Below are 22205 nucleotides of genomic sequence, written 5' to 3'. Positions count from 1 at the left end.
CGGCACCGGCCCGCGGTTCCCGGCACGGCGACACGGCGTCGGACAGCACCGGCAGGGGGCCACCACCCACGCGGCCCCGAGGGCCGGCTGACCAGGGAGGTCATGTGAGCACGACCACGAAGAACCCGACCGGCAAGCCGCTGACGCCGCAGCCCGTCCACGAGACGCTGATGGCGTACTGCGGGTCGAAGCTGTTGATGTCCGCCGTCGAGGTCGATCTCTTCACGACCCTCGCGCAAGAACCGGCGACAGAGGCGCAGCTGCGCCGGCGGCTGAACCTGCATCCCCGGTTCGCCGGGCACTTCCTGTCCGCTCTGGAAGCGCTCGGTTTCCTGGAGCGCGACGGCGACGTGTACCGCAACGCCGCGCTGGCAGACCAATTCCTGGACCGGTCGCGGCCGACCAACATCGTCGGGTTCGCCGAGATGACCAGCGACACCTTCTATCCGGCGTGGGGCCGTTTCACCAAGGCGCTGCGGACCGGGCAGGCACAGGCACCGCTGCCGCCGGACGACGACCAGCACCTTTTCCGGGTGAACGCCACCAAGGAGCCGGACCGGGTACGGCGCTTCATGACCGCTATGGACAGCCACAGCACCCGTATGGGCGAGGAACTGTCGAATGTGCTGGATTGGAGCGGGTACCACAGCTTCGCCGACCTCGGCGGCGCCCGCGGCAACCTCGCCGCGGTCATCGCCAAGGCGCACCCGCACCTCACCGGCGTCTGCTTCGACCGCCCGCAGTCCCGGCCGTTCTTCGATGAGCACATCGGACGGCTCGGACTGGCCGACCGCGTCACGTTCGAGTCCGGTGACTTCTTCGCCGACGAGCTCCCCGAGGTGGACGTCCTGATCTTCGGTCATGTGCTGCACGACTGGGGACCGGAAGCGCGCCAAGGCCTGCTCACCCGGGCCTACCAGCGGTTGCGGCCGGGCGGCGCCCTGGTCGTCTACGACCGCATGATCGACGGCAGCCCGCTGGACCTGAACCGTCTCTTCTACAGCCTGACCTTCATGCTGGCCTCGGCGGGCGGCTCCGAGTACAGCGTCGAAGAGTGCACCGGCTGGTTGCGGGAAGCCGGTTTCGAACGCATCGCCAGCACGTCGGTGCTCAACGACCACACCATTGTGATCGCGCACCGCTGAGCGATTCCGGACCCGCTCCGTCACGCCCCGGGAGGCGGCATGCAGACCCACGAAGTTCCGGTACTCATCATCGGAGGCGGCCTGACCGGCCTGGCCGCCTCCGTGTTCCTGTCCTGGCACGGAATGCCGTCGCTGCTGGTCGACCAGCATCGAGGCACCTCGATGCACCCGAAGGCCCGCGCCATCAATCCGCGGGCCACCGAGTTGCTCCGCAGTGTCGGGCTGGAGGCCGAGGTTTCGGCCCACCGCTCCCCCATCGCCGACAACACCGACCTGGTGCACGTACGGACCCTGGCCGGCGAGGAGCGGGTCCGGCTGCCCAGGCCACAACCGGCCGAGATAGGCCGGCTGAGCCCGTGCGGGTGGTCGTTGATCGACCAGAACCGTCTCGAGCCGCTCCTGCGGGAGCGGGCCGAGAAGTCCGGCGGGCGGATCCGATACCACGTCCGCGCCAAGCGGGTCACCATCGACGCCGACGGTGCGACGGTGGTCCTGCTCGACCGGGAGACCGGCGCCGAGGAGACGGTACGCACCCGCTACGTCATCGCCGCCGACGGCAACCGCAGCCGGATCGGACAGAGCCTCGGCATCAGTCACACCGGTCCGGGAACACTGAGCCACCTGGTGAGCTTCTTCTTCCGAGCGGACCTGAGCGGGGCGCTGCGCGGTCGCCGTATCATCGCGGCGTACGTCAACAACGACCGTGTCAAGGGCACGTTCATGCCGCTGGACAACGTGCACCGATGGGTGTTCAATGTCTCCTACTATCCCGAGAAGGGTGAGGTCCCGGACGACTTCACCACGGACCGCTGCGTGGAGCTGGTCCGGCTCGGTGTCGGCAACCCCGACCTGCCCGTCGAGATCGAGAGCACCGACCGGCTTCCCTGGGAGATCGCCGCCCGGTCCGCTCAGCCGATGCGGCACGGACCGGTGTTTATCGCCGGCGACGCGGCGCACGTCATGCCGCCGACCGGTGCCTTCGGCGCGAGCACCGGGATTCAGGATGCCCACAACTTGGCCTGGAAGATCGCGTACGTGCTGCGCGGGCTCGCCGGTCCGGAGCTGCTGGAGAGCTACGACGCCGAGCGCCGGCCGATCGCCGAACTGATGGTCCGGCAGTCGATGATCCGGTTCCAGGTACGGGAGGGCCGGGCCTTCGAGGAGGTGGCCGGCGAGATGCTGGACGAGCTCGTCATGTCGTTCGGCTACCGGTACTCCGCGGGGGCGTTTGCCGGCGCGATCAGCGACGGATCTCCTGAGGACCCAGCCGAACCCACTGCCCGCCCAGGCTCCCGGGCACCCCACGTGGAGTTGGTGCGAGACGGCCGGCGCCTGTCGGTGCTGGACCTCTTCGGCCGCCACTTCGTCCTGCTCGCCGGGGCTGCGGCCGACTGGGCCCGGGCGGCCGGCGCACACGCGGCGGATCGCAAGGTACCGCTGGCCACGTATCTCGTCGGCCCCGGGCGCGAACTGCAGGATCCGCAGGACCGGTGGCCGGCGGCCTACCGCGCCGGACCGCAGAGCGCCGTCCTGGTGCGACCGGACGGCTTCATCGCCTGGCGCGCGGACAGCGCGCAGCGTCCCGAGGCCGTCGCGGAGGCGCTCGCCGCCGTGCTCCACCGGTCCGCGTCACAGCCGTCACTGGCCGCCGCCCGCGACTGAACGACGCCGGGGGTACGGCCGGCGATCGAGTGATCCCGGCCGTGCCCGCCTGCCGGGCGGGTCAGACGTCGAGCCCGTTGAGCGGCGGGTTCGAGCCGTCCGCGCCGAGGATCCGGTACTGCAGCCAGCGTAACCGCTGGGACGGCTCCAACCCTTCGTCAGCCAGCGCCTGCCGGCTTCTGGCGTACACCTGCAGGGCGTCGCCGCGGTACAGCACGACCATCAGCTGGGCTTGGAACGTCTCGTTCGACGGGTGGTCCACGGTTGGCGCCTGCAACTCGCCGACGAGTTCCCGATACCGGCCGAGCAGCAGGTCCGCCCGGATGCGGCGCTCGACGGCACGGATCCACACCTCCTACAGCAGGCGTGCGTGCCGGCTCAGCCTCGGGCCGGTCGGCGTTCCCACAAACCGGCCGCCACAGTTGCAGCGCCTCTCGGAGCAACTCCGCGGCCGCAGCCGGTTCCGACGGCGTCCGCGGCGGTGCGCCGCGCTGACGCCGCTGCCGACTCTGACCGAGCAACGCGTCGCCCCGGGCCAGGTTCACGAAGCGCATAGCGTCGACCTGGTCGTCGGCGATCCGTAGGCGGTACCCGGACCCTTCGGTCCTCAACACATACGCCCGCTGCGCGCGACGACGGCCGTCGAGTACGTTACGCAGCTCGTACACGTATGTCTGGATCGTCGCGACGGGGCTGCGCGGTCGGACGTCGGGCCACAGCTCCCGCGCGATGGTCTCGGTCGGCACCAGTTGGCCCGGCGAGACCGCCAGCATGGACAGTGTCTTACGCAGACGCGCTGCGCTCGGCGTGAAGCTGCCGTCGGCGAACACCTCGAGCACACCCAGCACACTGATCTGCAGCTGTTCCAATGCCCTGCCCTCACTTCGGTCACGCGTGCCCTCAGGTCCCCGCGAACACTGTTGCCCGCCGAGCCGACGACCGGTCGAGTAACGCTGAATCGCCGCCATAGAACCGGCTGGATCGTTCCTCGATCCAGCCCAGGGCGGGCCCGCTCACACTGGGCCAGACACCAGGCGGGCCGGCTGGGGCCGCCCGCGCCGTACGGGTACGGGGGAGGACGCTCGTGCACAGCACGCTGATCGTGGCGAGGATGACAGGCGACGACGCGCCGGCGGTGGCGGAGATCTTCGGCAAGTCCGACGCGACCGAGCTCCCGCATCTGCTGCAGGTCTCGGAACGCACCCTGTTCCGCTTCCACGGGCTGTACTTCCATCTGATCCGCAGCACGGCGCCGCTGGACGCCCGGCTGGAAGCAGTTCGGCGGCATCCGTTGTTCGACGAGGTCAACCGGCGGCTGGCTGAGCACGTCACGCCGTACTCGCCGACGTGGCGCGGTCCGCGGGACGCCATGGCTGAGCCGTTCTATCACTGGCCGGCCGATGGCCGGCCCACCACGCACAGTTGATATCCGGCAGAGAGGTGACCGTAGTGGAACCGGTGAAGATCGCCGCGGCAGACGTTTCCCCGAACCGCAATCATGGCGGTGACCTGCGGGTCCTGATCAGCCCGCGAACGGTCGGTGCCGAGAAGGGCTTGTTCGGTGTGCTGACCCTGCGACCCGGCGAGCGCATCCGCGAGCACTACCACCCGTATTCCGAGGAGGCCCTGTACGTGGTCAGTGGCGAGGTGGAGGTCCGGCTGGACGACGAGCCGGTCCCCGCGAGCGCGGGCGACGCCGTGCTGATCCGGCGCACGGTTCGGCACAGTGTGCAGGTGACCGGATCCGACACGGCCTTTCTGGTCTTCGCGCACGCCGGCCTGGCCCCCGATCCGAAGCTGGGCCACGTCGTGACCGAGGAGGACGAATCCCGATGACCGGCAGAACCGAGAACGCCATCGTGATCGACGCGCCGCTGCAAATGATCTGGGACATGACCAACGACCTGCCGCAGTGGCCGCACCTGTTCAGCGAGTACGCCTCCGTGGAGATCTTGGAACGGCGCGGTGACACCGTGCGATTCCGGCTGACCATGCATCCGGACGAGAACGGCACGGTGTGGAGCTGGGTGTCGGAACGCACCAGCGACCCGGTCGGCCGGACCGTGCGGGCACAGCGGGTGGAGACCGGCCCGTTCGCATTCATGAGGATCCACTGGACGTACCGCACGGTGCAGGACGGCATCGAGATGCGCTGGATCCAGGAGTTCCAGATGAAGCCCGGCGCACCGGTCGACGACGCCGGCATGGCTGACCGGATCAACTGCAACACCCGCATCCAGATGAAACGGATCAAGGGTCTGGTCGAGCAGGCACACCGGGACTCGCGCGTGCATGCCACACCAGCGGAGCAACAGTGACCGCCGAACACGACGACGGCTGCGGCCCGGTGCGGGTGGTGGTCTGGTGCCGTCAGCCAGCGGCCGGCGCGGAGCCGCTACGAGCCGCATACCACCAGGTCAGCGCCCGCCTGCGCGGCACCGAGGGCCTGCTCGGCAACGCGTTGCTGGAATCGCTGCTCGACCCCGGCGGGTGGCAGGTGGTCAGCGAATGGGAGAGCTTCGCGGCCTTCCGACGCTGGGAGCAGGGGTCGGAGCATCGGGCGATGACCGCGCCGCTACGCCCCTACCAGGACACCGCCCGGCCCCGGGTCTACGACCTGTACCGTGTCCGGGCCGCGTACTGATCAGACCGGGCCGGCGACGTCCCGCCGGCCCGGCCCGGCCCGGCACCGCACCGCACCGCACCTGCTCCAGGAACGGGATGGTCGTCCGTACCGCCGGCCCGGCCACGACGAACTCCGCCAGGGCTCGCTCCATCCGGTTCAGGCACTGCTCGCGATCCGGCGCCCAGGTGATCACTTTGGCAAGCAGCGAGTCGTAGTCGGGTGGCACCCGATAGCCGGTGAACGCGTGACTGTCCACCCGGGTGAACGGGCCACCCGGCGGCCGGAACGTCTCCAGCAGTCCCGGCGCCGGCACGAAGTCCCTGGCGGGATCCTCGGCGTTGACCCGGCACTCCACAGCCGCGCCGCGCGGCCGTACGTCCTCCTGCAACAGCCGCAACGGCTGGCCCGCGGCGACGCTGATCTGCTCGCGGACCAGATCCACCTGGATCACCATCTTGGTGACCGGGTGCTCGACCTGAATTCGGCAGTTAACCTCGATAAGGTAGTGCCGTCCTCCGCGTCCAGCAGGAACTCGAACGTGCCCCCTCCGGTGTAACCACAGGCCAAGGCACCGGCCACGGCGGATCGCCGCAGCTGCTCCAAGACCCGCTCCGGGACGTTGACCGCTGGGCTCTTCTCCATGAGCTTCTGTTGCCGGCGTTGGACGGAGCACTCCCGTTCGCCGAGGTCGATGCCGGCACCGTATCGGTCGCACAGCACCTGGATCTCGATGTGCCGCGCGTCGCGCACGTAACGTTCGAGGTAGACCCGCCCGTCGCCGAAGGCGGCCTGCGCGGTGGCCCGGCCCGTACCTGCCGATAGGCGGGGATGAGGTCGTCCGGGGCGGATACGACGCTCATGCCGCGCCCGCCGCCGCCCGCAACGTCCTTGACGATAAGCGGGCAGCCGACGGCCTCGGCCTCACTGACCGCGTCACGCTCGGATGTCACCGGCCCGGCGCTTCCCGGTAGCACCGACAGCCCCGTCGACCAGCCCAGTCCCGGCCCGCGCGGCGTACAAGCGATCACGGTACGGGCGCACGTCGACGACGCCGAGGGGGTCGTCCACCGCCGACCGTGCCGTCAGGTCCGTCCGGCTGCCCGGGTCGAAAAGGTGATCCAAGCGCTCGGACGCCGTCATGGCGCCGTGCCAGCTACGCTGTTCGCACACCCGGAGGTCGTGAACGAACCGCGGGAGGTACAGCGGCTGGCGGCAATCCCGGCACAGGAGCCAGGCCGGTTCCGTCGCCGTCTGGACCGCACGCGTCTTCTGGATTGTCTCGATCACCGAACCACCTCTCGTGCCGCGGAGTCGTGTGCCGATCTGCGGCCACCTTCGTCGGCGCGCGTCAGGGTGGCCTTGAGGATCGGTGGAGCCGCTCTTGCATGTACCGGTGACCTCGTATGTCGCATCGACGCGGACCACATGGGGGGACAGTGTCGTGACGGCACGATCACCAACAGTTGACTACGTGCAATCGGCACGGGTATTTTTGCCCTGCAGATTGACACGCTCGGATCAAGCGGCGGTCGCGCCACAGTGCGAACGGAGCCGCAACGGCGACCGCTCGACGCGGCGGCTCGAGCCGCCCAGAAGGTAAGCGACAAAAGATCGGCTCCACATCCTGGCGAACCGCAAGAGCGCAAACCGGCAGGCCAGTCTGCGGCCCGACCGGTCAGGACGCGACCAGACGCCCGGCGAACCTCCGATGACCCCGACCGAGAGGAGCCGTTCAGAGCCGCGCCTCGGATAGGTCCGAAACCAGCGCAGCAGCACCTCGCAGCCGGGCATCCCATAAGCAGAATCGCGGGAGGAAATTGTGCATTTCCAGGTACTTGGACCATTGGAAATACGGGGCAGCGAAGTTCCCTCGCAATTAACCGCAGCGAAACCGCGTACCGTGCTCGCCCTGCTATTGGCCGATGCGAATGCCACGGTGTCGACCGGCACCCTCATCGAGGAGCTGTGGGAGGACGAGCCGCCGGCAAGCGCGCTGACGACCCTGCAGACATACATCTTCCAGCTGCGCAAGATGCTGACCCGACTCGCCGAGGAGTCGGCGGAACCGGTCCACGCCCGGGAGATATTGATGACCCAGCCGCTCAGCTACGTGCTGCGACTCGGACCCGGCCAGTCGGACCTGCTGGATTTCCGCCGCTTGGTCCGCGAGGGCCGCAGGGCTGTGGAACAGGGCCAACTGGCGGTCGCGTCGGCCCTGTTCCGCAAGGCGCTCAACCTATGGCGCGGTGAGGCATTCGCCAGCGTTCACCTTGGCCCACGGCTGAAGGTCCACGCCATCGAACTGGAGGAGGTCCGGCTCACCACCCTCGAATGGTGCGTGGAGGTTGACCTGCGGCTCGGCCGGCACCGGGAGCTGGTGAGCGAGCTGACCGCCTTGACCGCGAAGCATCCGCTGCACGAGGGGCTGCACTCGCATCTGATGTCGGCACTCTGCCTCTCCGGACGCCGTTCCGACGCGCTCGACGTCTACCAGCGGCTGCGATCGGTGCTCATCCATGATCTCGGCCTGGAACCGTCCTGGTCCATCCAGCACACCCAGCAGGCTGTGCTGCGTGCCACCTCGGACACCCCGCCTGACGTACGCTCACTGCTCGGCGACACCCCGGCCTCCAGGCCGCGCGACTCGGTGGTCCCGGGCCGCGCCGATGCCGTATGACCGCCCGGACACGGCCACCGGAGGCGACATGAACGTCACCAGCCACAAGCACGCCATCGGAACCGTCTTCGACCAGGCCGCCGCCGAGTTCGACCAGTCCGGCGTGCCGTTCTTCACCCCCCTCGGGCGCCGGCTGGTCGAGATCGCGGCGCCCGAACCGGGCGAGCACATCCTCGATGTCGGCTGCGGCCGCGGCTCCTGCCTCTTCCCGGCGCGCGACCGCGTCGGGCCGGGAGGCACGGTCACCGGCATCGACATCTCCGCCGAGATGGTCCGGCTGACCGCGGACGAGGCACAGCGGCGCGGCCTGACGAACGTGACGCTCGAGGTCATGGACGGGGAACGTCCGCGGTTCCCTCGCGACAGCTTCGACGTCGTGCTCGCCGGCTTCAGCATCATGCACATGCCACTCGCGCCGGACTCGCTGACGGCCTACCTGACGGTGCTCAGGCCAGGAGGGCGGTTCTGTTTCACCGACCTCGTCGACGACAAAGGGCTGCCGCCGTTCGTACCAGCCGCCGCCTTCGCCGTGCTGGAGCCGCACTTCCCAGCCGGGCCGAACCCGCGGGAGCGCGGGACTGCCAGCTGGTCCAGCACCGTGGAGAGCACGATCGGTGCCCTCACCGCTCGTGGATTCGAGGGCGTCCGGGTCGAGGAGGACGTCTTCTCGATGACGCTCGCCGACGGTGGCCAGTGGGCGGACTGGTCGATGTCCACAGGTCTACGCGCCGCCTGGGAGCGCATCCCGCCGGCGCAGCACGCAGGAGTCCGGGCGCGGGTGGCGCAGGCGGTTCAGGCGGTCGCCCGCGGCCCCGGCACGGTGACGCTCCCGGTCCCGGTCCGCTTCGTGACGGCCCGCCGGCCCAGCTGAGGAACCGATTCCGGCTGCCGGTACCCGCGAGTCGTCGCGAGTACCGGCAGCCGGTTCACCGTGCCGTCGGAGCCGCCACCTCGTCGCCCTCACCCAGGCCGGCGGCCTCCAGCGCGGAGGCGACGTCATCGTGGCGCGCATAGCGGGTGACCACTCCCCCGGCCAGCACGAACCGGGAGGCGACGAGCTTCTCGTCCACCAGTTCGCCGGTGTCGACGTCGCGCCACGTCACTCGTTCCTCCACCACGACCCGCTCGACGCGGTCGGAGAACCACCGGACCGGCACGTAGGAAAGCCCAGCCCGGGACAGCCAGTCCGCCAGCACTCCGTGTCCCCGGCTGACGGACCGTGGCCCGACCATCTCGATGTCGGGGCTGGCGAGAGCGAGCAGGCGCTCGGAGTCACCATCGTTGACAGCGCGGTGCCAGCCCTCGACCACGTCCAGCAGGTTCGGTCTCGCTTCATTGGATGCGTGCATAACGCACACGATATTCCTCGGCGGCGGAGACCGGCCACCCGCCCCATCCAATCGTGCACCGGGCTTGGTCAGCTCGCGCCGGCGAGCGCCAGCAGCACGAGTGCGAGCAGGGCCAACGCGGTCCGCAGCAGATGCCAGGTGCGCCACACCGGCCGCGGGTCCTGCCAGTCGTACGTCACCCGGTCCGCGGTGAGACGCTTCACTGCCCGGTTGATCGGCACATTGCCGAACTGGGACACCAGGGAAACGCCGAGCAACGACAGCGCCGCCACGATGAACAGCGGCCTGGAACCGCCGGGCTGGTCGCGCACGGCCAGCATCACGGTCAGCACCGTGGTGGTCACCACGATCGGCGGCATGATCCGGTCGAAATAGCGCCCGTACAGTTTGTGCGCCTCGACGTAACCCGACGCCGGCAGGGCGAAGAAACCGGGAACCAGGCTGATCGCCACGCAGAAGAGCACCCCTGCCGTCAACCCGGCACCGGTGACAGCCACCACCGTCAACATCTCCGCCACCATCAAGCACCTCTCTCCACCGGACGGCCGGTTTCACCGTGCCGGTGCCCTCTCGAGGGCCCGTACAGGCCGGCTGGAGGGCGCCCGTGGTCTCCGGATGCATCTGGCCTCGACGGATCCTCGAGACCGCTGTGCTGACCTCTACCTGTCGGACCGGTGGGCCGGCACCCAACAGGGAGGTTGATCGGGTGGACACACGGACACAGTTGGGTGACGAGTTCGTCCCCTTTACCGCGCAGGACATGTATCCCCTGTACAAGCGGGCGCGCACCCAGCAGCCGGTCTTCTACTCGCCCGCTCTGGACGCCTGGGTGGTGACCCGCTACGCCGACGTGCGTGACGTGCTCGGCAATCCCAAGGCGTTCTCGCTGGCCACTGTCCCCGACTCACTGGCGGTGCTTTCGCCCGAGGCCTACACCGAGCTGGCGAAGACGTTCGCCGAGGTTCCTGTCGCGATCCGGGAGGACGCGGTCGACGAGGCCCGCAAGCGAGCGCGCTCACCGATCCTGCGGGCCTTCTCCGACGAGGCCGTCGACGGCATGCGCGACTTCATCGAGGAGCAGGTGGACCACCTGGTGGGCCAGTTCGCCGACCGTGGGCACGCCGAATTGATGGCCGAGTTCGCCCGGCAACTCCCGGTTCGCGTCAAGGCGCCGGTCTTCGGCATCGAAGCGAACGACCTCGACGCCTTCGTCCAGGGAACCTACGACTTCATGGAGCTGCATTCGGTGGCCGCTCAGCTCCCGGTCAATCTGCAGGTGTCCAAAGCCCGGCGGGTCGTGGACTACCAGCGGCTGCTCGACAGCTACGCCCAGCGCCGCCGCGCCGAACCGCGCAACGACCTGTTCAGCGAACTGGTCGCCGCCATGGCTCCCGGCAGCAGACCACTCACCGTCGCCGAACGCAAGGCGCTGGTCAACGCGATGACCGGGCTGATCGCTGCCGGCCACTTCACCACCACCGCGATGGTCGGCACCGGGATCTACCAACTGCTGCACCGGCGCGACCAGTGGGAGCTGCTGTGCCAGCGGCCCGAACTGGCCGATCGCGCCATCGAGGAGCTGGCCCGCTTCGACATGCCGCTGCGCGGCCTGATGCGGCGCACCACGAAGAACGTCACCGTGGGCGGGGTCGACCTGCCGCCTGGCACCGAGCTGATGGTGGCGTACCAGTCCGCCAACCGCGACGAGTCGGTCTTCGAGCGCGCCGACGAGCTGGACATCAGCAGGCCCTCGACCGAGCACTTCGGGTACGGCCACGGATCCCGCTCCTGTGTCGGAGCCGCGCTGGGCCGCAGCATCTTCCGGACCGCCCTGCTGTCGCTGACGCGGCGGCTGCCCGGGATACGGCTCGCCACCGACGAGATCCGGTACCTGCCCGGCCTGCACGTGATCATCCGGAAACTGCCCGTCTCCTGGGGAATCGGTTACCCGTGAGGAGAACCATGCTCGGCCCACGCGTTCCCCGCTCTCCGGACCCGCGCCGCCGGCACGTCGTGATCACCGGGATCGGGGTGCTGGCCGCTGGTTCCTCGAGCCGGGAGGGCTTCTGGCAGATGCTCACCGACGGGCGTACGGCCACACGCACCATCACCAGCTTCGATCCGGCGCCGTTCCGCTCCCGCATCGCGGCGGAGTGCGACTTCGACCCGGCCGAGCACGGCATCGACGCCGGGCGGGCGGCTCGCACCGACCGGGCGGCTCTGTTCGCTATCGCCTGCGCCCGTGAGGCCATGGCGGATGCGGGGGCCACCCGGCCGGTCGCCGACCCGGCCCGCACGGCGGTCAGCATCGGCAGCGCCGTCGGCTGCACCACCGGTCTGGAGCAGGAGTACGTCAAGGTCAGCGCGGACGGCCGGCACTGGCTCGTCGACCACACGGCCGCCGTGCCCCAGCTGCACTCGTATCTGGTGCCGAGCAGCATCGCGGCGGAGGTCGCCCTGGAGGCCGGTGCGGAAGGCCCGGTCGCGTTGATCTCGAACGGCTGCACCTCGGGGCTGGACTCCGTCCGGCACGGCGCCCGGCTGATCGAGGACGGCACCGCCGACGTCGTACTCGCTGGTGCCTCCGACGCCCCCATCTCACCGATCACGGTCGCCTGCTTCGACGCGATCAAGGCGACCTCGCCGGACAACGACGATCCCGCGCACGCCAGCCGGCCGTTCGACCTGCACCGGCACGGGTTCGTTCTCGGCGAGGGCGCCGCCGTCCTGGTGCTGGAGGACGAAGAGCATGCCCGTCACCGCGGCGCGCACGTGTACGCGAGAGTCGCCGGCTACGCCAGCCGAGCCAACGCCTACCACATGACCGGCCTCAGGCCCGATGGCCGGGAGATGGCCGAGGCCATCCAGGTGGCATTGGACCGGGCTCGGCTGAACCCCACTGCCGTCGACTACATCAACGCCCACGGTTCCGGCACCAGGCAGAACGACCGGCACGAGACCGCAGCGTTCAAGGCCGCTCTCGGCGACCACGCCTACCGTATCCCGGTTAGCTCGATCAAATCCATGGTCGGCCACTCTCTCGGTGCCATCGGATCGATCGAACTCGCCGCGTGCGCACTGGCCATCGACCGGGGCGCGGTGCCGCCGACGGCCAACCTCGATCACCCCGACCCCGAATGCGATCTGGACTACGTGCCCTATATCGCCCGGCAGCAGCCGGTCCGGACAGTACTCAGCGTGGGCAGCGGCTTCGGCGGGTTCCAGAGCGCCGTGCTATTGCGCGCGGACGGGAGAACCCGATGACCCAGGCCGTCATCACGGGCATCGGGGTGCTGGCACCCACCGGCCTCGGTCACCAGGACTACTGGTCCGCGACACTGCGCGGCGAGCTGGGCATCACCCCCCTCTCGCGCTTCATCCCCAACCCCTATCCAGTACGCGTCGCAGGCCAACTTCCGGGGTTCGAGCCCCGTGACCGAGTGCCCTCTAGGCTGCTCCCGCAGACCGACATCTGGACCCAGCAGGGACTGACCGCGACCGACCTGGCACTCGCCGACGCCGAACTCGAGCCGGCGACCGTACCCGAGTACGAGCTGTCCGTGGTGACAGCGAGCTCCGCCGGCGGCGTCGAGTTCGGCCAGCGCGAGATCCAGCAGCTGTGGGCCCACGGTCCCAAGTTCGTCGGTGCCTACCAGTCCATCGCCTGGTTCTACGCCGCGACCACCGGGCAGGTGTCGATCCGGTATGGCATGCGCGGCTGCTGCGACGTGGTGGTCAGCGAAGGCGCCGGAGGGCTGGACAGCCTGCACTTCGCGCGGCGGGCCCTGACAGATGACGCGCGCGTGGTCGTGTGCGGGGGCACCGACTCGGCGCTGAGCCCGTACGGCGTGGTCTGCCAGCTGGCGAGCGGCCGGCTCAGCACTGCCGACGACCCGGCTGGCGCCTACCTCCCGTTCGACGTCGGCGGCACGGGACACGTGCCCGGCGAGGGCGGCGCCATGTTCATCGTCGAAGATCTCGACGAGGCCCGCGAGCGAGGCGCGCCCCGGATCTACGGCCGTATCAGCGGCTACGCGGCCACCTTCGACCCCGCGCCCGGCTCCGGACGCCCGCCCGCGCTCGGACGGGCCCTGCAAACCGCGCTGGACGACGCCGGTGTCACGCCCGCCGACGTGGATGTGGTCTTCGCCGACGGCGCCGGTGTCCTGGAGCTGGACCGGCAGGAGGCGTCGGAGCTGACCGACACGTTCGGGCCGGGTGGCGTCCCGGTGACCGTGCCGAAGACCGCGGTAGGGCGGCTCTACTCCGGTGGGGCCGCGCTCGATGTCGCGGCGGCCCTGCTCGCCATCCGCGACGGCCTCATCCCGCCGTCGATCAACATCCGGCGTCCCGACCCCGATCTGCGGCTGGATCTCGTCCGCGACCGGCCGCGACCGGCCGCCGTACGCACCGCGCTCGTGCTCGCCCGGGGTTACGGCGGATTCAACTCGGCTCTGGTGCTGCAGGCGGTGCCGTAGCGACTGGTGGCGGGGCCCCGCTCCGCCATTTCCGACAAGTCTGGAGGACACGTGAAACTCGACCTCAACGGCCGCCGCGTACTGGTCACCGGCGGGACAAAGGGCATTGGACGCGCGATCACGCTCGGCTTGGCCGAGGCGGGTGGGCGGGTGATCGCCGGCTACCACAGCGACGAGGACGCCGCGGCCGAAACGGCGGCGGAGCTCAAGGCCCTCGGCGACGGCCACCACGTACTGCGGGCCGACGTGACCCGGCCCGGGGACGTCAGCCGGCTGGCCGAGGAGTGTCACGACCGGCTGGGCGGGCTCGACGTGGTGGTGAACAACGCCGGAGCCATCAGCCACGTGCCTTTCGGCGAGTTGGAACCCGCCGAATGGCACCGGGTGCTGGACGGCAATCTCACCGCGGCGTACCTGGTCGTCCAGCGGATGCTGCCCCTGCTCGGTCCGGGCGCTTCGATCGTCAACATCGGCTCGAAGGTCGCCGCCGTGGGCATACCGTCGCGGGCCCATTACACCGCGGCGAAGGCCGGGCTAATCGGCCTCACCCGCACCCTGTGCAAGGAGCTCGGCCCGCGCGGCATCCGGATCAACGTGGTGGCACCGGGCGTCATCGAGTCACCGGCGGTCGACCGGCTCGCCCCGGAGCAACGCTCCCGCTACGAGGGCATGACCTCCCTGCGCCGGCTCGGCAGGCCGCAGGAGATCGCCGGTGTGGTCGCCTTCCTCGCCAGTGACCTGGCCGGCTACGTCACCGGCGAGACCGTGCAGGTCGACGGCGGGATCTGAGAGCTGCCCGGCATGCACACCCCCTCGGGTTGGAGGCCCCGTGTTCGGTGACCTGTCCGAGTTCCACGCATGGTTCGCCGCCCGCCGGCGGGCCAACGCCTGCCGCATCTCGCGCGTCCCCCTGGACGACCTCGACGGCTGGCACTTCCACGCGGACACCGGCAACCTGGCCCACCGCACCGGGCAGTTCTTCTCCGTCGAAGGCCTTGAGGTCCGCACCGACCATCGCGAGGTGGAGTCCTGGTCGCAGCCGATCATCGTGCAGCCGGAGATCGGCATCCTCGGCATCCTTGTCAAAAAGTTCGACGGTGTGCCGCACTGCCTGATGCAGGCGAAGATGGAACCCGGCAACATCAACACCGTCCAACTCTCGCCGACCGTGCAGGCGACCCGCAGCAACTACTCGCGAGTTCACCAAGGGCAGGCGGTCCCCTATCTGGACGAGTTCATCGCGCCACGCCGCGGCCGCGTGGTGTTCGACGCACTGCAGTCGGAGCAGGGGTCCTGGTTCCTGGCCAAACGCAACCGCAACCTGATCGTCGAGGTGACCGGCGACGTGCCGGTCGGTGACGACTTCTGCTGGCTCAGCCTGCGGCAACTGCACGACCTGCTGCTGGTGGAGAACCTCGTCAACATGGATTCCAGGACGGTGCTGGCCGGGCTGCCCCCACCTGGGACGAGTGGCCCGCAGCGGGTACACAACGACGAGGGTGCGCTGTACCCCACCGAGCAGATCCTCAGCTGGCTGACCGAGGCCAAGACCCGGTATTTGCTCGACCGGCGGCGCCTCCCGCTGGCCGCGGTCCGCAACTGGACCCGGACGCCCGACCGGATTGCCCACGAGCGGGACATGTACTTCCGGGTCGTCGGCATCGACGTCGAAGCCACCAATCGGGAGGTCAGCCGCTGGTCCCAACCGATGCTGGCGCCACTGCACGAGGGTGTGGTGGCGTTCGTGGGCCGATGGATAGGAACCACCTACCACGTCCTGGTCCAGGTGCGTACCGAGGCCGGGACCGCCGACGTCGTCGAGATTTCTCCGACGGTGAACTGCGCTCCCGCCAACTACGACGGACTACCGCCGGCCCGGCGGCCCAGGTTCCTCGACTACGTGCTGGCCGCGCCGGCGTCCCAGATCAAGGTGGACGTCCGACATTCCGAGGAGGGTGGCCGGTTCTACCACGCGCAGAACCGCTACCTGCTTGTCGACGTACCGGACGATTTCCCGACCCAGGCCGGGGACGACTTCATCTGGATCTCGGTGCGGCAGCTCGCCGGGATCGTCCGGTACGGCAGCCACGTCAGCGTCGAAGCACGTTCCCTGCTGGCCTGCCTGCACGGATGGCTGGCCCGCCAAGAACGGGTCACGGCCGGCAACGGGCTCGGCCTGGCAGGGCCGGGTGTCCGCCCGTGAACACGCCGGGCCTCGTCCGACTGGGCGTGATCGGCTGCGCAGATGTGGCGACGCGGCGCGTGCTACCGGCGGTGCTGCGGACGCCCGGCATCGAGCTAGTCGCGGTGGCCAGTCGGACCCTGGCCAAGGCCGAGGCGACAGCGGCACACTTCGGCGCGACCGCGGTGCACGACTACCACACCCTGCTGGGCCGCCCGGACGTCGACGCCGTGTACGTGCCGCTGCCCAGCGCCCTGCACGCCGATTGGATCATCCGGGCGCTGCAGGCCGGCAGACACGTACTGGCCGAGAAGCCGCTCACCACCAGCGTGCGAGAGACGACCGGCGTGCTGGAACTGGCTCAGGCAAACGGCCTGGTCGTCCAGGAAAACTACATGTTCGTCCACCACGCTCAGCACGAGCACGTGCACCGGCTGATCCGCGACGGGGCGATCGGCGAACCGCGCTCCTTCACCGCGGCCTTCACCATTCCCGGCCGGCCGGCCGGCGACATCCGCCTCGACCCCCGGCTCGGCGGTGGGGCGCTGCTCGACGTGGCCGGCTACCCGGTACGCGCCGCCCAGCACCTGCTCGGGCCGCAGCTCGCCGTCGCCGGCGCCACACTCCGGTCCGACCCGGCCACCGGGGTAGACATCGGCGGCGCGGCGTTGCTGACCCGACCGGACGGGGTGACGGCACAGCTGACCTTCGGCCTCGACCACGGCTACCTCGCGGCGTACCAGTTCGTCGGGAGCACCGGCTCGATCCGGGTGGAGCACGCCTTCGCCACACCAGCCGACGAACCACCACGGGTCTGGCTGCGCCGGCGCGACGCCCGCGAACGCCTGAGGCTGCCCGCGGACGACCAATACGCCAACGCGGTCGCCCAGTTCCGCGCGGCGGTCATGGCGGGCACCCCGGCGGACCCGGCGATCGCGACCCAGGCACGCCTCATCGAAGAGACCAAGAACGCAGCTGCCCAGGCGGTCCCGTACGGGACCGGACCTCCATGATCCCCGCTGGCGGCAACGGTCCTAGACAACCGACCACCCCATCACCGTACGGCGACTGCGTGCCGCAGGAGCCCCGACGAACCGAGGTGTACCCCCATGCCCCTGCTCACCCCCGACGACATGTTCCGTCTCCTACGCGCCGCGGGCGGCGAACCGGAGGGAACCGAGCTCACCGAGGATGCACTGGACGTCGCATTCGACGACCTCGGGTACGACTCGCTGGCGCTGCTGGAGGTCAGTACCCGGGTGGAACGCGAGTTCGGCGTCCAACTGGCCGACGAGATCATCGTCGAACTGCGTACCCCACGCGCCTTCGTGGAGCACGTGAACGGGACGACGGTCCGATGACCGAGAAGGATCAGCCGGCCGGACGGTTCTTCCGCATCCTGCTGCGGATGGTGATCCGGCCGGAGGCCCGCGACGAGTTCGAACGTACCTGGCTGCGGGTCGGCAGCGCGGTCACCGACGACCCCGGCAATCTGGCCCAGTGGCTGCTGCGCAGCCAGGACGAGGACGACGTCTACTACATCGTCAGCGACTGGATCGATGAGGCGAGTTTCCGGCGCTTCGAGAACAGCCCGCAGCACGTGGAGCACCGGGCGCACCTGCACCCGTACCGAGTTGCCGGATCGATGGTCACCATGGAATCCGTCTACCACCTGAGCAACACCGCAACCGGTGCGTCGTGAGAACCGGCGGCGGGCGGGGCCAACCGCCCGGCCCGCTGCGGTTCGTCACCGCCGGTATGCTGATTCGCTCCGGTGACGGCGGGGCCGTCCGGAGGCCTCAGGCTCCGGTGGGCGCTCTTGAGGTTCCGCGCCCGCTCGGTGCCCTCCCACAACACACTGGGCAGTTCCCGTCCGAAATGCCCGTACGCCGCGGTCTGCCGGTAGATGGGCCGCAGCAGGTCGAGGTCACGGACGAACGCTGCGGGCCGCAGATCGAAGCCCTCCCTGATCGCCCGCTCGATCCGCTCCATGGTACGTGCTCGGTGCCGAACGTATCGACCGACAGGCTCACCGGAGACGCCGTCCCGATGGCGTACGCGACCTGGGTCTCGCACCGCTCGGCCAGGCCGACAGCGACCACGTTCTGGGCCACCCAGCGCATCGCGTACGCCTCGGACCGATCGACCTTCAACGGATCCTTGCCGGAGAACGCGCCACCACCGTGCCGAGCGTACCCACCGTAGGTGCCCTACGATGATCTTCCGGCCGGTCAGGCCAGCATCCCCCATCGGGCCACCGACCTCGAACCGGCCGGTCGGGTTCACCAGCAGCCGGTAGCCCTCGGTCTCGATGTCGAACCCGGCCAGCTCTCGCTGGATGACCAGCTCACGGATCTCAGGCGTGAGCAGATTCTCCAGCGAGGTGCCGGACGCGTGCTGCGACGACACCACTACGGTGTCGAGCCGGACGGGACGCTCGCCGTCGTACTCGATCGTCACCTGCGTCTAGCCGTCCGGCCGCAGATAGTCCACGAGGCGATTCTTGCGGACGATCGCGAGGCGCCGCGCAAGGCGATGTGCCGGCGCGATCGGCAGCGGCATCAGCTCCGGTGTCTCCGAGCAGGCGAAGCCGAACATCATGCCCTGATCACCGGCCCCTTGCCGGTCCAGCACGTCGGCCGAGTCGCCGGCCCGCACCTCCATCGCGCTGTCCACGCCGCGAGCGATGTCCGGCGACTGTGATCCGATCGACACGCTCACCCCGCAGGAGGCCCCGTCGAAGCCCTTGGTCGACGAGTCGTACCCGATACCGAGCACCACGTCGCGCACGATGCCCGGGATGTCCACGTAGGCCGCGGTGCTCATCTCCCCGGCGACATGCACCTGCCCGTGGTGATCATCGTCTCCACGGCCACCCGGCTGTGCGGGTCATACGTCAGCAGCGTCCAGAATCCCATCACTGATCTGGTCGGCGATCTTGTCCGGGTGGCCTTCGGTGACCGACTCGGGGGTGAACAGGCGGCGTGCCATGGGAACCCCTTCGGTATCTGACGCGGTGCGGAGGCTTGCGCGAGCGCCGTCCCCCGGGCTCCTCCGGCATCGAGGGCGGGGCCGCCGGTCGACCCCGTTCGGGGGCCGGCCCGGCGGGGTACGCGTTCGCGGTCATGTACTCGACATCCATGCAGGCCAGCGCCGCGCCGAGGTAGGACAGAGCCTGCCACAGCCAGGCGGCGACCCGCCCGCCCCACGACGGCGCACTCTTGGCGGGCATCGGATCCTCCTCGCGACGCTGCCCGCCGAGCGTTACCCCGGATCGTTGAATCCGGCTCGAGGCTGGCTCGCGCCGGCGGTGGCCCGGGCTCCAGCGGTTCTACAACGGCATGCGAGACGAGCCCAGCACCGTGGCAAGCGGACATGGACTGCGCATGAGCGATGGCAGTCCTGGACGCGGATCTCCTGCGTCGAGCGACCGAGGAGGACAGCTAGTGGGATCGAACGTATTCGCCACAGGCACCGCGGTGGGCCAGTTCTTCGACCAGACCGCGGATGTGTGGCCGGAGATCTCCGGGCACGGCATGCACGTGGGCTACTGGCCCGACGCCGAGACCACCACCATGGAGGCAGCCAACGATCACTTCACCGCGCTGATGATCCAGAAGATCAGGGTCGGCAAGGGAAACCGCGTGCTAGACGTGGGGTGTGGCATCGGCGGCCCTGCCCTGCTGCTGGCCCAGTCGACCGGCGCACACGTCCAAGGCGTCACGGTCAGCGCCGAACAGGTCCGGCGGGCGACGGAGAACGCCGAGCGCACCGGACTGTCGGAGCAGGCCAATTTTCTCTGCGTCGATGCCATGGAGATGTCGTTCCCGGCGGAGAGCTTCGACGCTGCCTGGTTCTTCGAGTCCATCATGTTCATGCCCGACCGGGCCACCGCTCTGGCGCGCGCCACCGGATTCATGCGTCCGGGCTCGCGGATCGCCATTGCCGAGCCCTTTCAGCGCCTGACGATCACCCCGGATCGGCGGAAGCAGTACGACGCGTGCCTCGACAATTTCGGCGTGCGCTCCCTGGTGACCTTCGACGACTACCCCGCTCTGCTGCGCAAGGCCGGACTGGAGCCGACGGAGGTAATCGACGTCACCGACGAGACGATGACCAGTACGTCGGACTTCTTCCTCAGCACGCTGCGTACGAAGAAGGAGGACCTGGGTGCGACCACCGGCACCGACATCGTCGCCGGTATCGAGGCCGCCTATGCCTCGCTAGCCGAGACACCCGAGATCGGCTACCTGGTCGCCGTGGGCCGCAAGCCCGCGTAGTCAAACGGCAGGACTGGGGGCTTACCCACCCGAACGTTCCTCCGGGTTCGGCAAAGCCGCAGCGATGTGTCGCTGCGGCCTTCGAACACGGCCGGTCAGCCGATCGTGGTCGGCGGCCGGCCGGGCAGGTCGACCTCGATGCGATCCTTGAGCACGAGGTCGCGGGCCGCGGCTGGCTGATCATCACCCGGGACCGCCACATCCAGGAGCACCCGCTAGAAATCGCTGCCGTGCGAGAGCAGCGGGCCAAGATGGTCGCTCTCACAGCCGCCGACGGGGGGAGCGTCTCCGGCCAGTTGGAGGTCGTGGTGAGTCGCTGGCGTGATATCGAGCGCTGCCTCGCCGAGCCGCCACCCTTCATCTACGCAGCCACCCGAACCACGATGCGGCAGATCCCGCTGACCTGACGCTGTCGGAACTGATCAACTGGTCCTCACGCCAACCGTCGCTGCAGCGGCTTGAATAGCGATGTGCAGGTCAACAAGGACGAGCGGGACTGGCGCATCGGCACCGCCGCCGACGTGAGCTGGATCGCCGGGTACACCACTGCCGGCGTCACGATCACCACCGCCATCCCACCGGTCTTCGACGCCTACGCCACCACGTACCAGACCGACCAGGTCACCGCCGCCGCCTACGAGCACGCCCTGATCGAGGACCTCACCACGCACACTCCTGACCAGCCCTGGTGGCTCGCCTACCTCGACACCGGCGCCCACGACCTCGTCTTCCCGCACGCCCCGCGGGTGTTCCTTTACTGGAACTGGCCGTACGTGCTGGTCCAGGCCGGCCCCGAGCAGGCCCTCACCTGGCGCACCGGTGGGCACATCCGCCACCCTCACGGCGCCCTACCCGACCTGTTCTTCCCCGCCGACCGGTCATGGCTAGTCTCCGCGCTCTGGGACGACACCTGGACCTGCGTCGGCGGCCCGGCACCACTGATCCACACCCTGGAGCGCGACCCCGTGGTCAACGCCCGCCAGGTCCGAACCGACGAGGACGCGCTGCCACCGGGGCTCGTCCGGGAGTGACGACCCAACCAGGACCGAGCCGGTCCGAAGGTTCGCGCACCTCTGGTTATTGGTCGGTAGCCGGACGGTAGACGGGTCGACGAACCTGACCCCTCGGCGGCCAGCTCGAGACCGACGAGCACATTGAACCCGCGCAACCGACGGTAACGGTCACGGCCCGCAGCCGCGTGATGCCCCCACGCGCGCCACCATAGGTAGCCGATGGAGCCGCCCGCGGGGTTTGGACACATCCACGTGCGCAGTAGAGGCCTACTGATCGCCCTTGTTGTCCCGCCACCTGTCGATGAGCGCCGGTAGTTTGCGCCAGAGGTAATCGTAGAAGTCGCGCATCTCGGCGAGGCGGGCTGCGGCGAGGCTGCCTTCGCCTGTGACGGTGATGCCCTCTTCGGCGGCTTCGCGCATGGTTCTGATCATCGCGTTGTGGCCGGACATGAGGGTGGCCCACGCGCCCTCGCGCAGCCGGAAGTGCTCACGGCGACTGCCCGGGGCGGGCACTCGTTCGATCAACCCGACGGTGGTGAGGGACTTGATGGCGGTGGACACGCTGCCGGAACTGATGGCCAGGGTGCCCGCGATCTCGCCAGCGGTCATCGTCTCCTGCTCGGTGAACAGCAACGCCGCCAGCACTCGCGCCGTCATCCGTTGCAGTCCGCCCTCGGTGAGGGTCAGTGCGAGCTTCTCCGCCGGATCACTCAACGCCATCTGTGCCCCCTACTCGGCCCAACCAAACCCTAACATCTCGCAGTCTTCAAAGATCTTTGAATATTCGATACTC

The 22205-nt window shown here is 69.3% G+C and carries 25 protein-coding genes and 4 pseudogenes; 19 read left to right on the top strand and 10 right to left on the bottom strand.

What is annotated here, in order from left to right; genetic code table 11:
* Positions 1-104 precede the first annotated feature (104 nt).
* Complete coding sequence (locus tag ACN27D_RS18280; protein ID WP_421499589.1) at positions 105-1145, top strand: methyltransferase; 1041 nt, start codon at positions 105-107, stop codon at positions 1143-1145.
* A 39-nt stretch (positions 1146-1184) separates the two neighbouring features.
* A complete protein-coding gene (locus ACN27D_RS18275) occupies positions 1185-2807 on the top strand; it encodes an FAD-dependent monooxygenase (protein WP_421499588.1) in 1623 nt (540 codons plus the stop codon).
* A 61-nt stretch (positions 2808-2868) separates the two neighbouring features.
* Here ACN27D_RS18275 and ACN27D_RS18270 read toward each other — a convergent pair whose 3' ends face one another.
* Entirely contained in the window at positions 2869-3159 is a 291-nt protein-coding gene (locus ACN27D_RS18270; RefSeq protein WP_358171311.1) for a BTAD domain-containing putative transcriptional regulator, read from the bottom strand.
* A gap of 241 nt (positions 3160-3400) precedes the next feature.
* Positions 3401-3775: pseudogene (locus tag ACN27D_RS18265) on the bottom strand (AfsR/SARP family transcriptional regulator); the annotation flags it as partial.
* A 116-nt stretch (positions 3776-3891) separates the two neighbouring features.
* Here ACN27D_RS18265 and ACN27D_RS18260 point away from each other — a divergent pair.
* The 4 genes from ACN27D_RS18260 to ACN27D_RS18245 are packed head-to-tail and all read left to right on the top strand — an operon-like array spanning position 3892 to position 5451.
* Entirely contained in the window at positions 3892-4233 is a 342-nt protein-coding gene (locus tag ACN27D_RS18260) for a TcmI family type II polyketide cyclase (protein ID WP_358171309.1), read from the top strand.
* Positions 4234-4247: 14 nt separating this feature from the next.
* A complete protein-coding gene (locus tag ACN27D_RS18255; RefSeq protein ID WP_358171308.1) occupies positions 4248-4643 on the top strand; it encodes a cupin domain-containing protein in 396 nt (131 codons plus the stop codon).
* Positions 4640-5125 (top strand): SRPBCC family protein, encoded by a 486-nt coding sequence (locus tag ACN27D_RS18250; protein ID WP_421499587.1) that lies wholly within the window; start codon positions 4640-4642, stop codon positions 5123-5125. Before ACN27D_RS18255 ends, ACN27D_RS18250 begins: the two co-directional genes overlap by 4 nt.
* Positions 5122-5451, top strand: coding sequence for an antibiotic biosynthesis monooxygenase family protein (locus ACN27D_RS18245; RefSeq protein WP_358171307.1), 330 nt, complete (start codon positions 5122-5124; stop codon positions 5449-5451). Before ACN27D_RS18250 ends, ACN27D_RS18245 begins: the two co-directional genes overlap by 4 nt.
* A gap of 118 nt (positions 5452-5569) precedes the next feature.
* Here ACN27D_RS18245 and ACN27D_RS18240 read toward each other — a convergent pair.
* The 3 genes and pseudogenes from ACN27D_RS18240 to ACN27D_RS18230 form a co-directional block, all read right to left on the bottom strand.
* Positions 5570-6183 (bottom strand): annotated as a pseudogene (locus ACN27D_RS18240) (acetyl-CoA carboxylase biotin carboxylase subunit); the annotation flags it as partial.
* Positions 6184-6308: 125 nt separating this feature from the next.
* Positions 6309-6383, bottom strand: a pseudogene (locus ACN27D_RS18235) (hypothetical protein); the annotation flags it as partial.
* On the bottom strand, positions 6367-6720 hold the full coding sequence (locus ACN27D_RS18230) for a hypothetical protein (RefSeq protein ID WP_358171403.1): 354 nt from the start codon (positions 6718-6720) through the stop codon (positions 6367-6369). The pseudogene ACN27D_RS18235 and the gene ACN27D_RS18230, both read right to left, overlap by 17 nt.
* Positions 6721-7333: 613 nt before the next feature.
* Here ACN27D_RS18230 and ACN27D_RS18225 point away from each other — a divergent pair.
* The gene (locus tag ACN27D_RS18225; RefSeq protein ID WP_358171305.1) at positions 7334-8110 is read left to right on the top strand and encodes an AfsR/SARP family transcriptional regulator; all 777 of its coding nucleotides are present in this window, start codon (positions 7334-7336) and stop codon (positions 8108-8110) included.
* Between the two features lie 28 nt (positions 8111-8138).
* Entirely contained in the window at positions 8139-8981 is an 843-nt protein-coding gene (locus tag ACN27D_RS18220; protein WP_358171304.1) for a class I SAM-dependent methyltransferase, read from the top strand.
* 55 nt (positions 8982-9036) lie between these two features.
* Here the strand turns inward: ACN27D_RS18220 and ACN27D_RS18215 are convergent, their stop codons facing one another.
* Entirely contained in the window at positions 9037-9459 is a 423-nt protein-coding gene (locus ACN27D_RS18215) for a hypothetical protein (RefSeq protein ID WP_358171302.1), read from the bottom strand.
* A 68-nt stretch (positions 9460-9527) separates the two neighbouring features.
* Positions 9528-9968 carry an anthrone oxygenase family protein gene (locus tag ACN27D_RS18210; RefSeq protein WP_421501170.1) on the bottom strand — a complete coding sequence of 147 codons (441 nt, stop codon included), beginning with the start codon at positions 9966-9968 and terminating at the stop codon, positions 9528-9530.
* A 197-nt stretch (positions 9969-10165) separates the two neighbouring features.
* Between ACN27D_RS18210 and ACN27D_RS18205 the strand changes: the two genes are divergently transcribed.
* From ACN27D_RS18205 to ACN27D_RS18170, 8 genes are all read left to right on the top strand, one after another.
* Positions 10166-11413 carry a cytochrome P450 gene (locus ACN27D_RS18205; RefSeq protein WP_358171298.1) on the top strand — a complete coding sequence of 416 codons (1248 nt, stop codon included), beginning with the start codon at positions 10166-10168 and terminating at the stop codon, positions 11411-11413.
* A gap of 8 nt (positions 11414-11421) precedes the next feature.
* Positions 11422-12723, top strand: coding sequence for a beta-ketoacyl-[acyl-carrier-protein] synthase family protein (locus ACN27D_RS18200; RefSeq protein WP_358171296.1), 1302 nt, complete (start codon positions 11422-11424; stop codon positions 12721-12723).
* Positions 12720-13937 carry a ketosynthase chain-length factor gene (locus ACN27D_RS18195; protein WP_358171294.1) on the top strand — a complete coding sequence of 406 codons (1218 nt, stop codon included), beginning with the start codon at positions 12720-12722 and terminating at the stop codon, positions 13935-13937. Before ACN27D_RS18200 ends, ACN27D_RS18195 begins: the two co-directional genes overlap by 4 nt.
* Before the next feature lie 51 nt (positions 13938-13988).
* Entirely contained in the window at positions 13989-14726 is a 738-nt protein-coding gene (locus tag ACN27D_RS18190) for an SDR family oxidoreductase (protein WP_358171292.1), read from the top strand.
* Between the two features lie 40 nt (positions 14727-14766).
* Positions 14767-16140 carry an NDP-hexose 2,3-dehydratase family protein gene (locus ACN27D_RS18185; protein WP_421499586.1) on the top strand — a complete coding sequence of 458 codons (1374 nt, stop codon included), beginning with the start codon at positions 14767-14769 and terminating at the stop codon, positions 16138-16140.
* Entirely contained in the window at positions 16137-17132 is a 996-nt protein-coding gene (locus ACN27D_RS18180) for a Gfo/Idh/MocA family protein (protein WP_358171289.1), read from the top strand. Before ACN27D_RS18185 ends, ACN27D_RS18180 begins: the two co-directional genes overlap by 4 nt.
* 96 nt (positions 17133-17228) lie before the next feature.
* The gene (locus tag ACN27D_RS18175; protein ID WP_358171287.1) at positions 17229-17480 is read left to right on the top strand and encodes an acyl carrier protein; all 252 of its coding nucleotides are present in this window, start codon (positions 17229-17231) and stop codon (positions 17478-17480) included.
* Positions 17477-17821, top strand: coding sequence for an antibiotic biosynthesis monooxygenase family protein (locus ACN27D_RS18170; RefSeq protein WP_358171286.1), 345 nt, complete (start codon positions 17477-17479; stop codon positions 17819-17821). The genes ACN27D_RS18175 and ACN27D_RS18170 overlap by 4 nt, the downstream gene beginning before the upstream one ends.
* Here ACN27D_RS18170 and ACN27D_RS18165 read toward each other — a convergent pair.
* Both ACN27D_RS18165 and ACN27D_RS18160 read right to left on the bottom strand, forming a co-directional pair.
* Positions 17785-18111, bottom strand: coding sequence for a methionine adenosyltransferase domain-containing protein (locus ACN27D_RS18165; protein ID WP_421501169.1), 327 nt, complete (start codon positions 18109-18111; stop codon positions 17785-17787). The two genes, ACN27D_RS18170 and ACN27D_RS18165, sit on opposite strands and share 37 nt — an antisense overlap.
* A gap of 285 nt (positions 18112-18396) precedes the next feature.
* Positions 18397-19110 (bottom strand): annotated as a pseudogene (locus tag ACN27D_RS18160) (S-adenosylmethionine synthetase N-terminal domain-containing protein); the annotation flags it as partial.
* A 455-nt stretch (positions 19111-19565) separates the two neighbouring features.
* Between ACN27D_RS18160 and ACN27D_RS18155 the strand changes: the two are divergent.
* The 3 genes from ACN27D_RS18155 (at position 19566) to ACN27D_RS18145 (ending at position 21430) form a co-directional block, all read left to right on the top strand.
* The gene (locus ACN27D_RS18155) at positions 19566-20399 is read left to right on the top strand and encodes an SAM-dependent methyltransferase (RefSeq protein WP_358171285.1); all 834 of its coding nucleotides are present in this window, start codon (positions 19566-19568) and stop codon (positions 20397-20399) included.
* A gap of 230 nt (positions 20400-20629) precedes the next feature.
* A complete protein-coding gene (locus ACN27D_RS18150; protein WP_358171402.1) occupies positions 20630-20806 on the top strand; it encodes a hypothetical protein in 177 nt (58 codons plus the stop codon).
* A gap of 63 nt (positions 20807-20869) precedes the next feature.
* Complete coding sequence (locus ACN27D_RS18145) at positions 20870-21430, top strand: hypothetical protein (RefSeq protein ID WP_358171284.1); 561 nt, start codon at positions 20870-20872, stop codon at positions 21428-21430.
* Between the two features lie 249 nt (positions 21431-21679).
* On the opposite strand, the gene ACN27D_RS18140 is transcribed toward ACN27D_RS18145, so the two are convergent.
* Positions 21680-22132, bottom strand: a complete 453-nt coding sequence (locus tag ACN27D_RS18140; protein WP_421499585.1) for a GbsR/MarR family transcriptional regulator — start codon at positions 22130-22132, stop codon at positions 21680-21682.
* Positions 22133-22205 lie beyond the last annotated feature (73 nt).

This window comes from Micromonospora sp. WMMD1274 (genome assembly GCF_049179035.1).
In the GTDB taxonomy this organism is placed as follows: Bacteria; Actinomycetota; Actinomycetes; order Mycobacteriales; family Micromonosporaceae; genus Micromonospora; species Micromonospora tulbaghiae.
The sequence above is the reverse complement of the archived record's forward strand: the minus strand, read 5'-3'. Positions and strand labels throughout refer to the sequence as shown.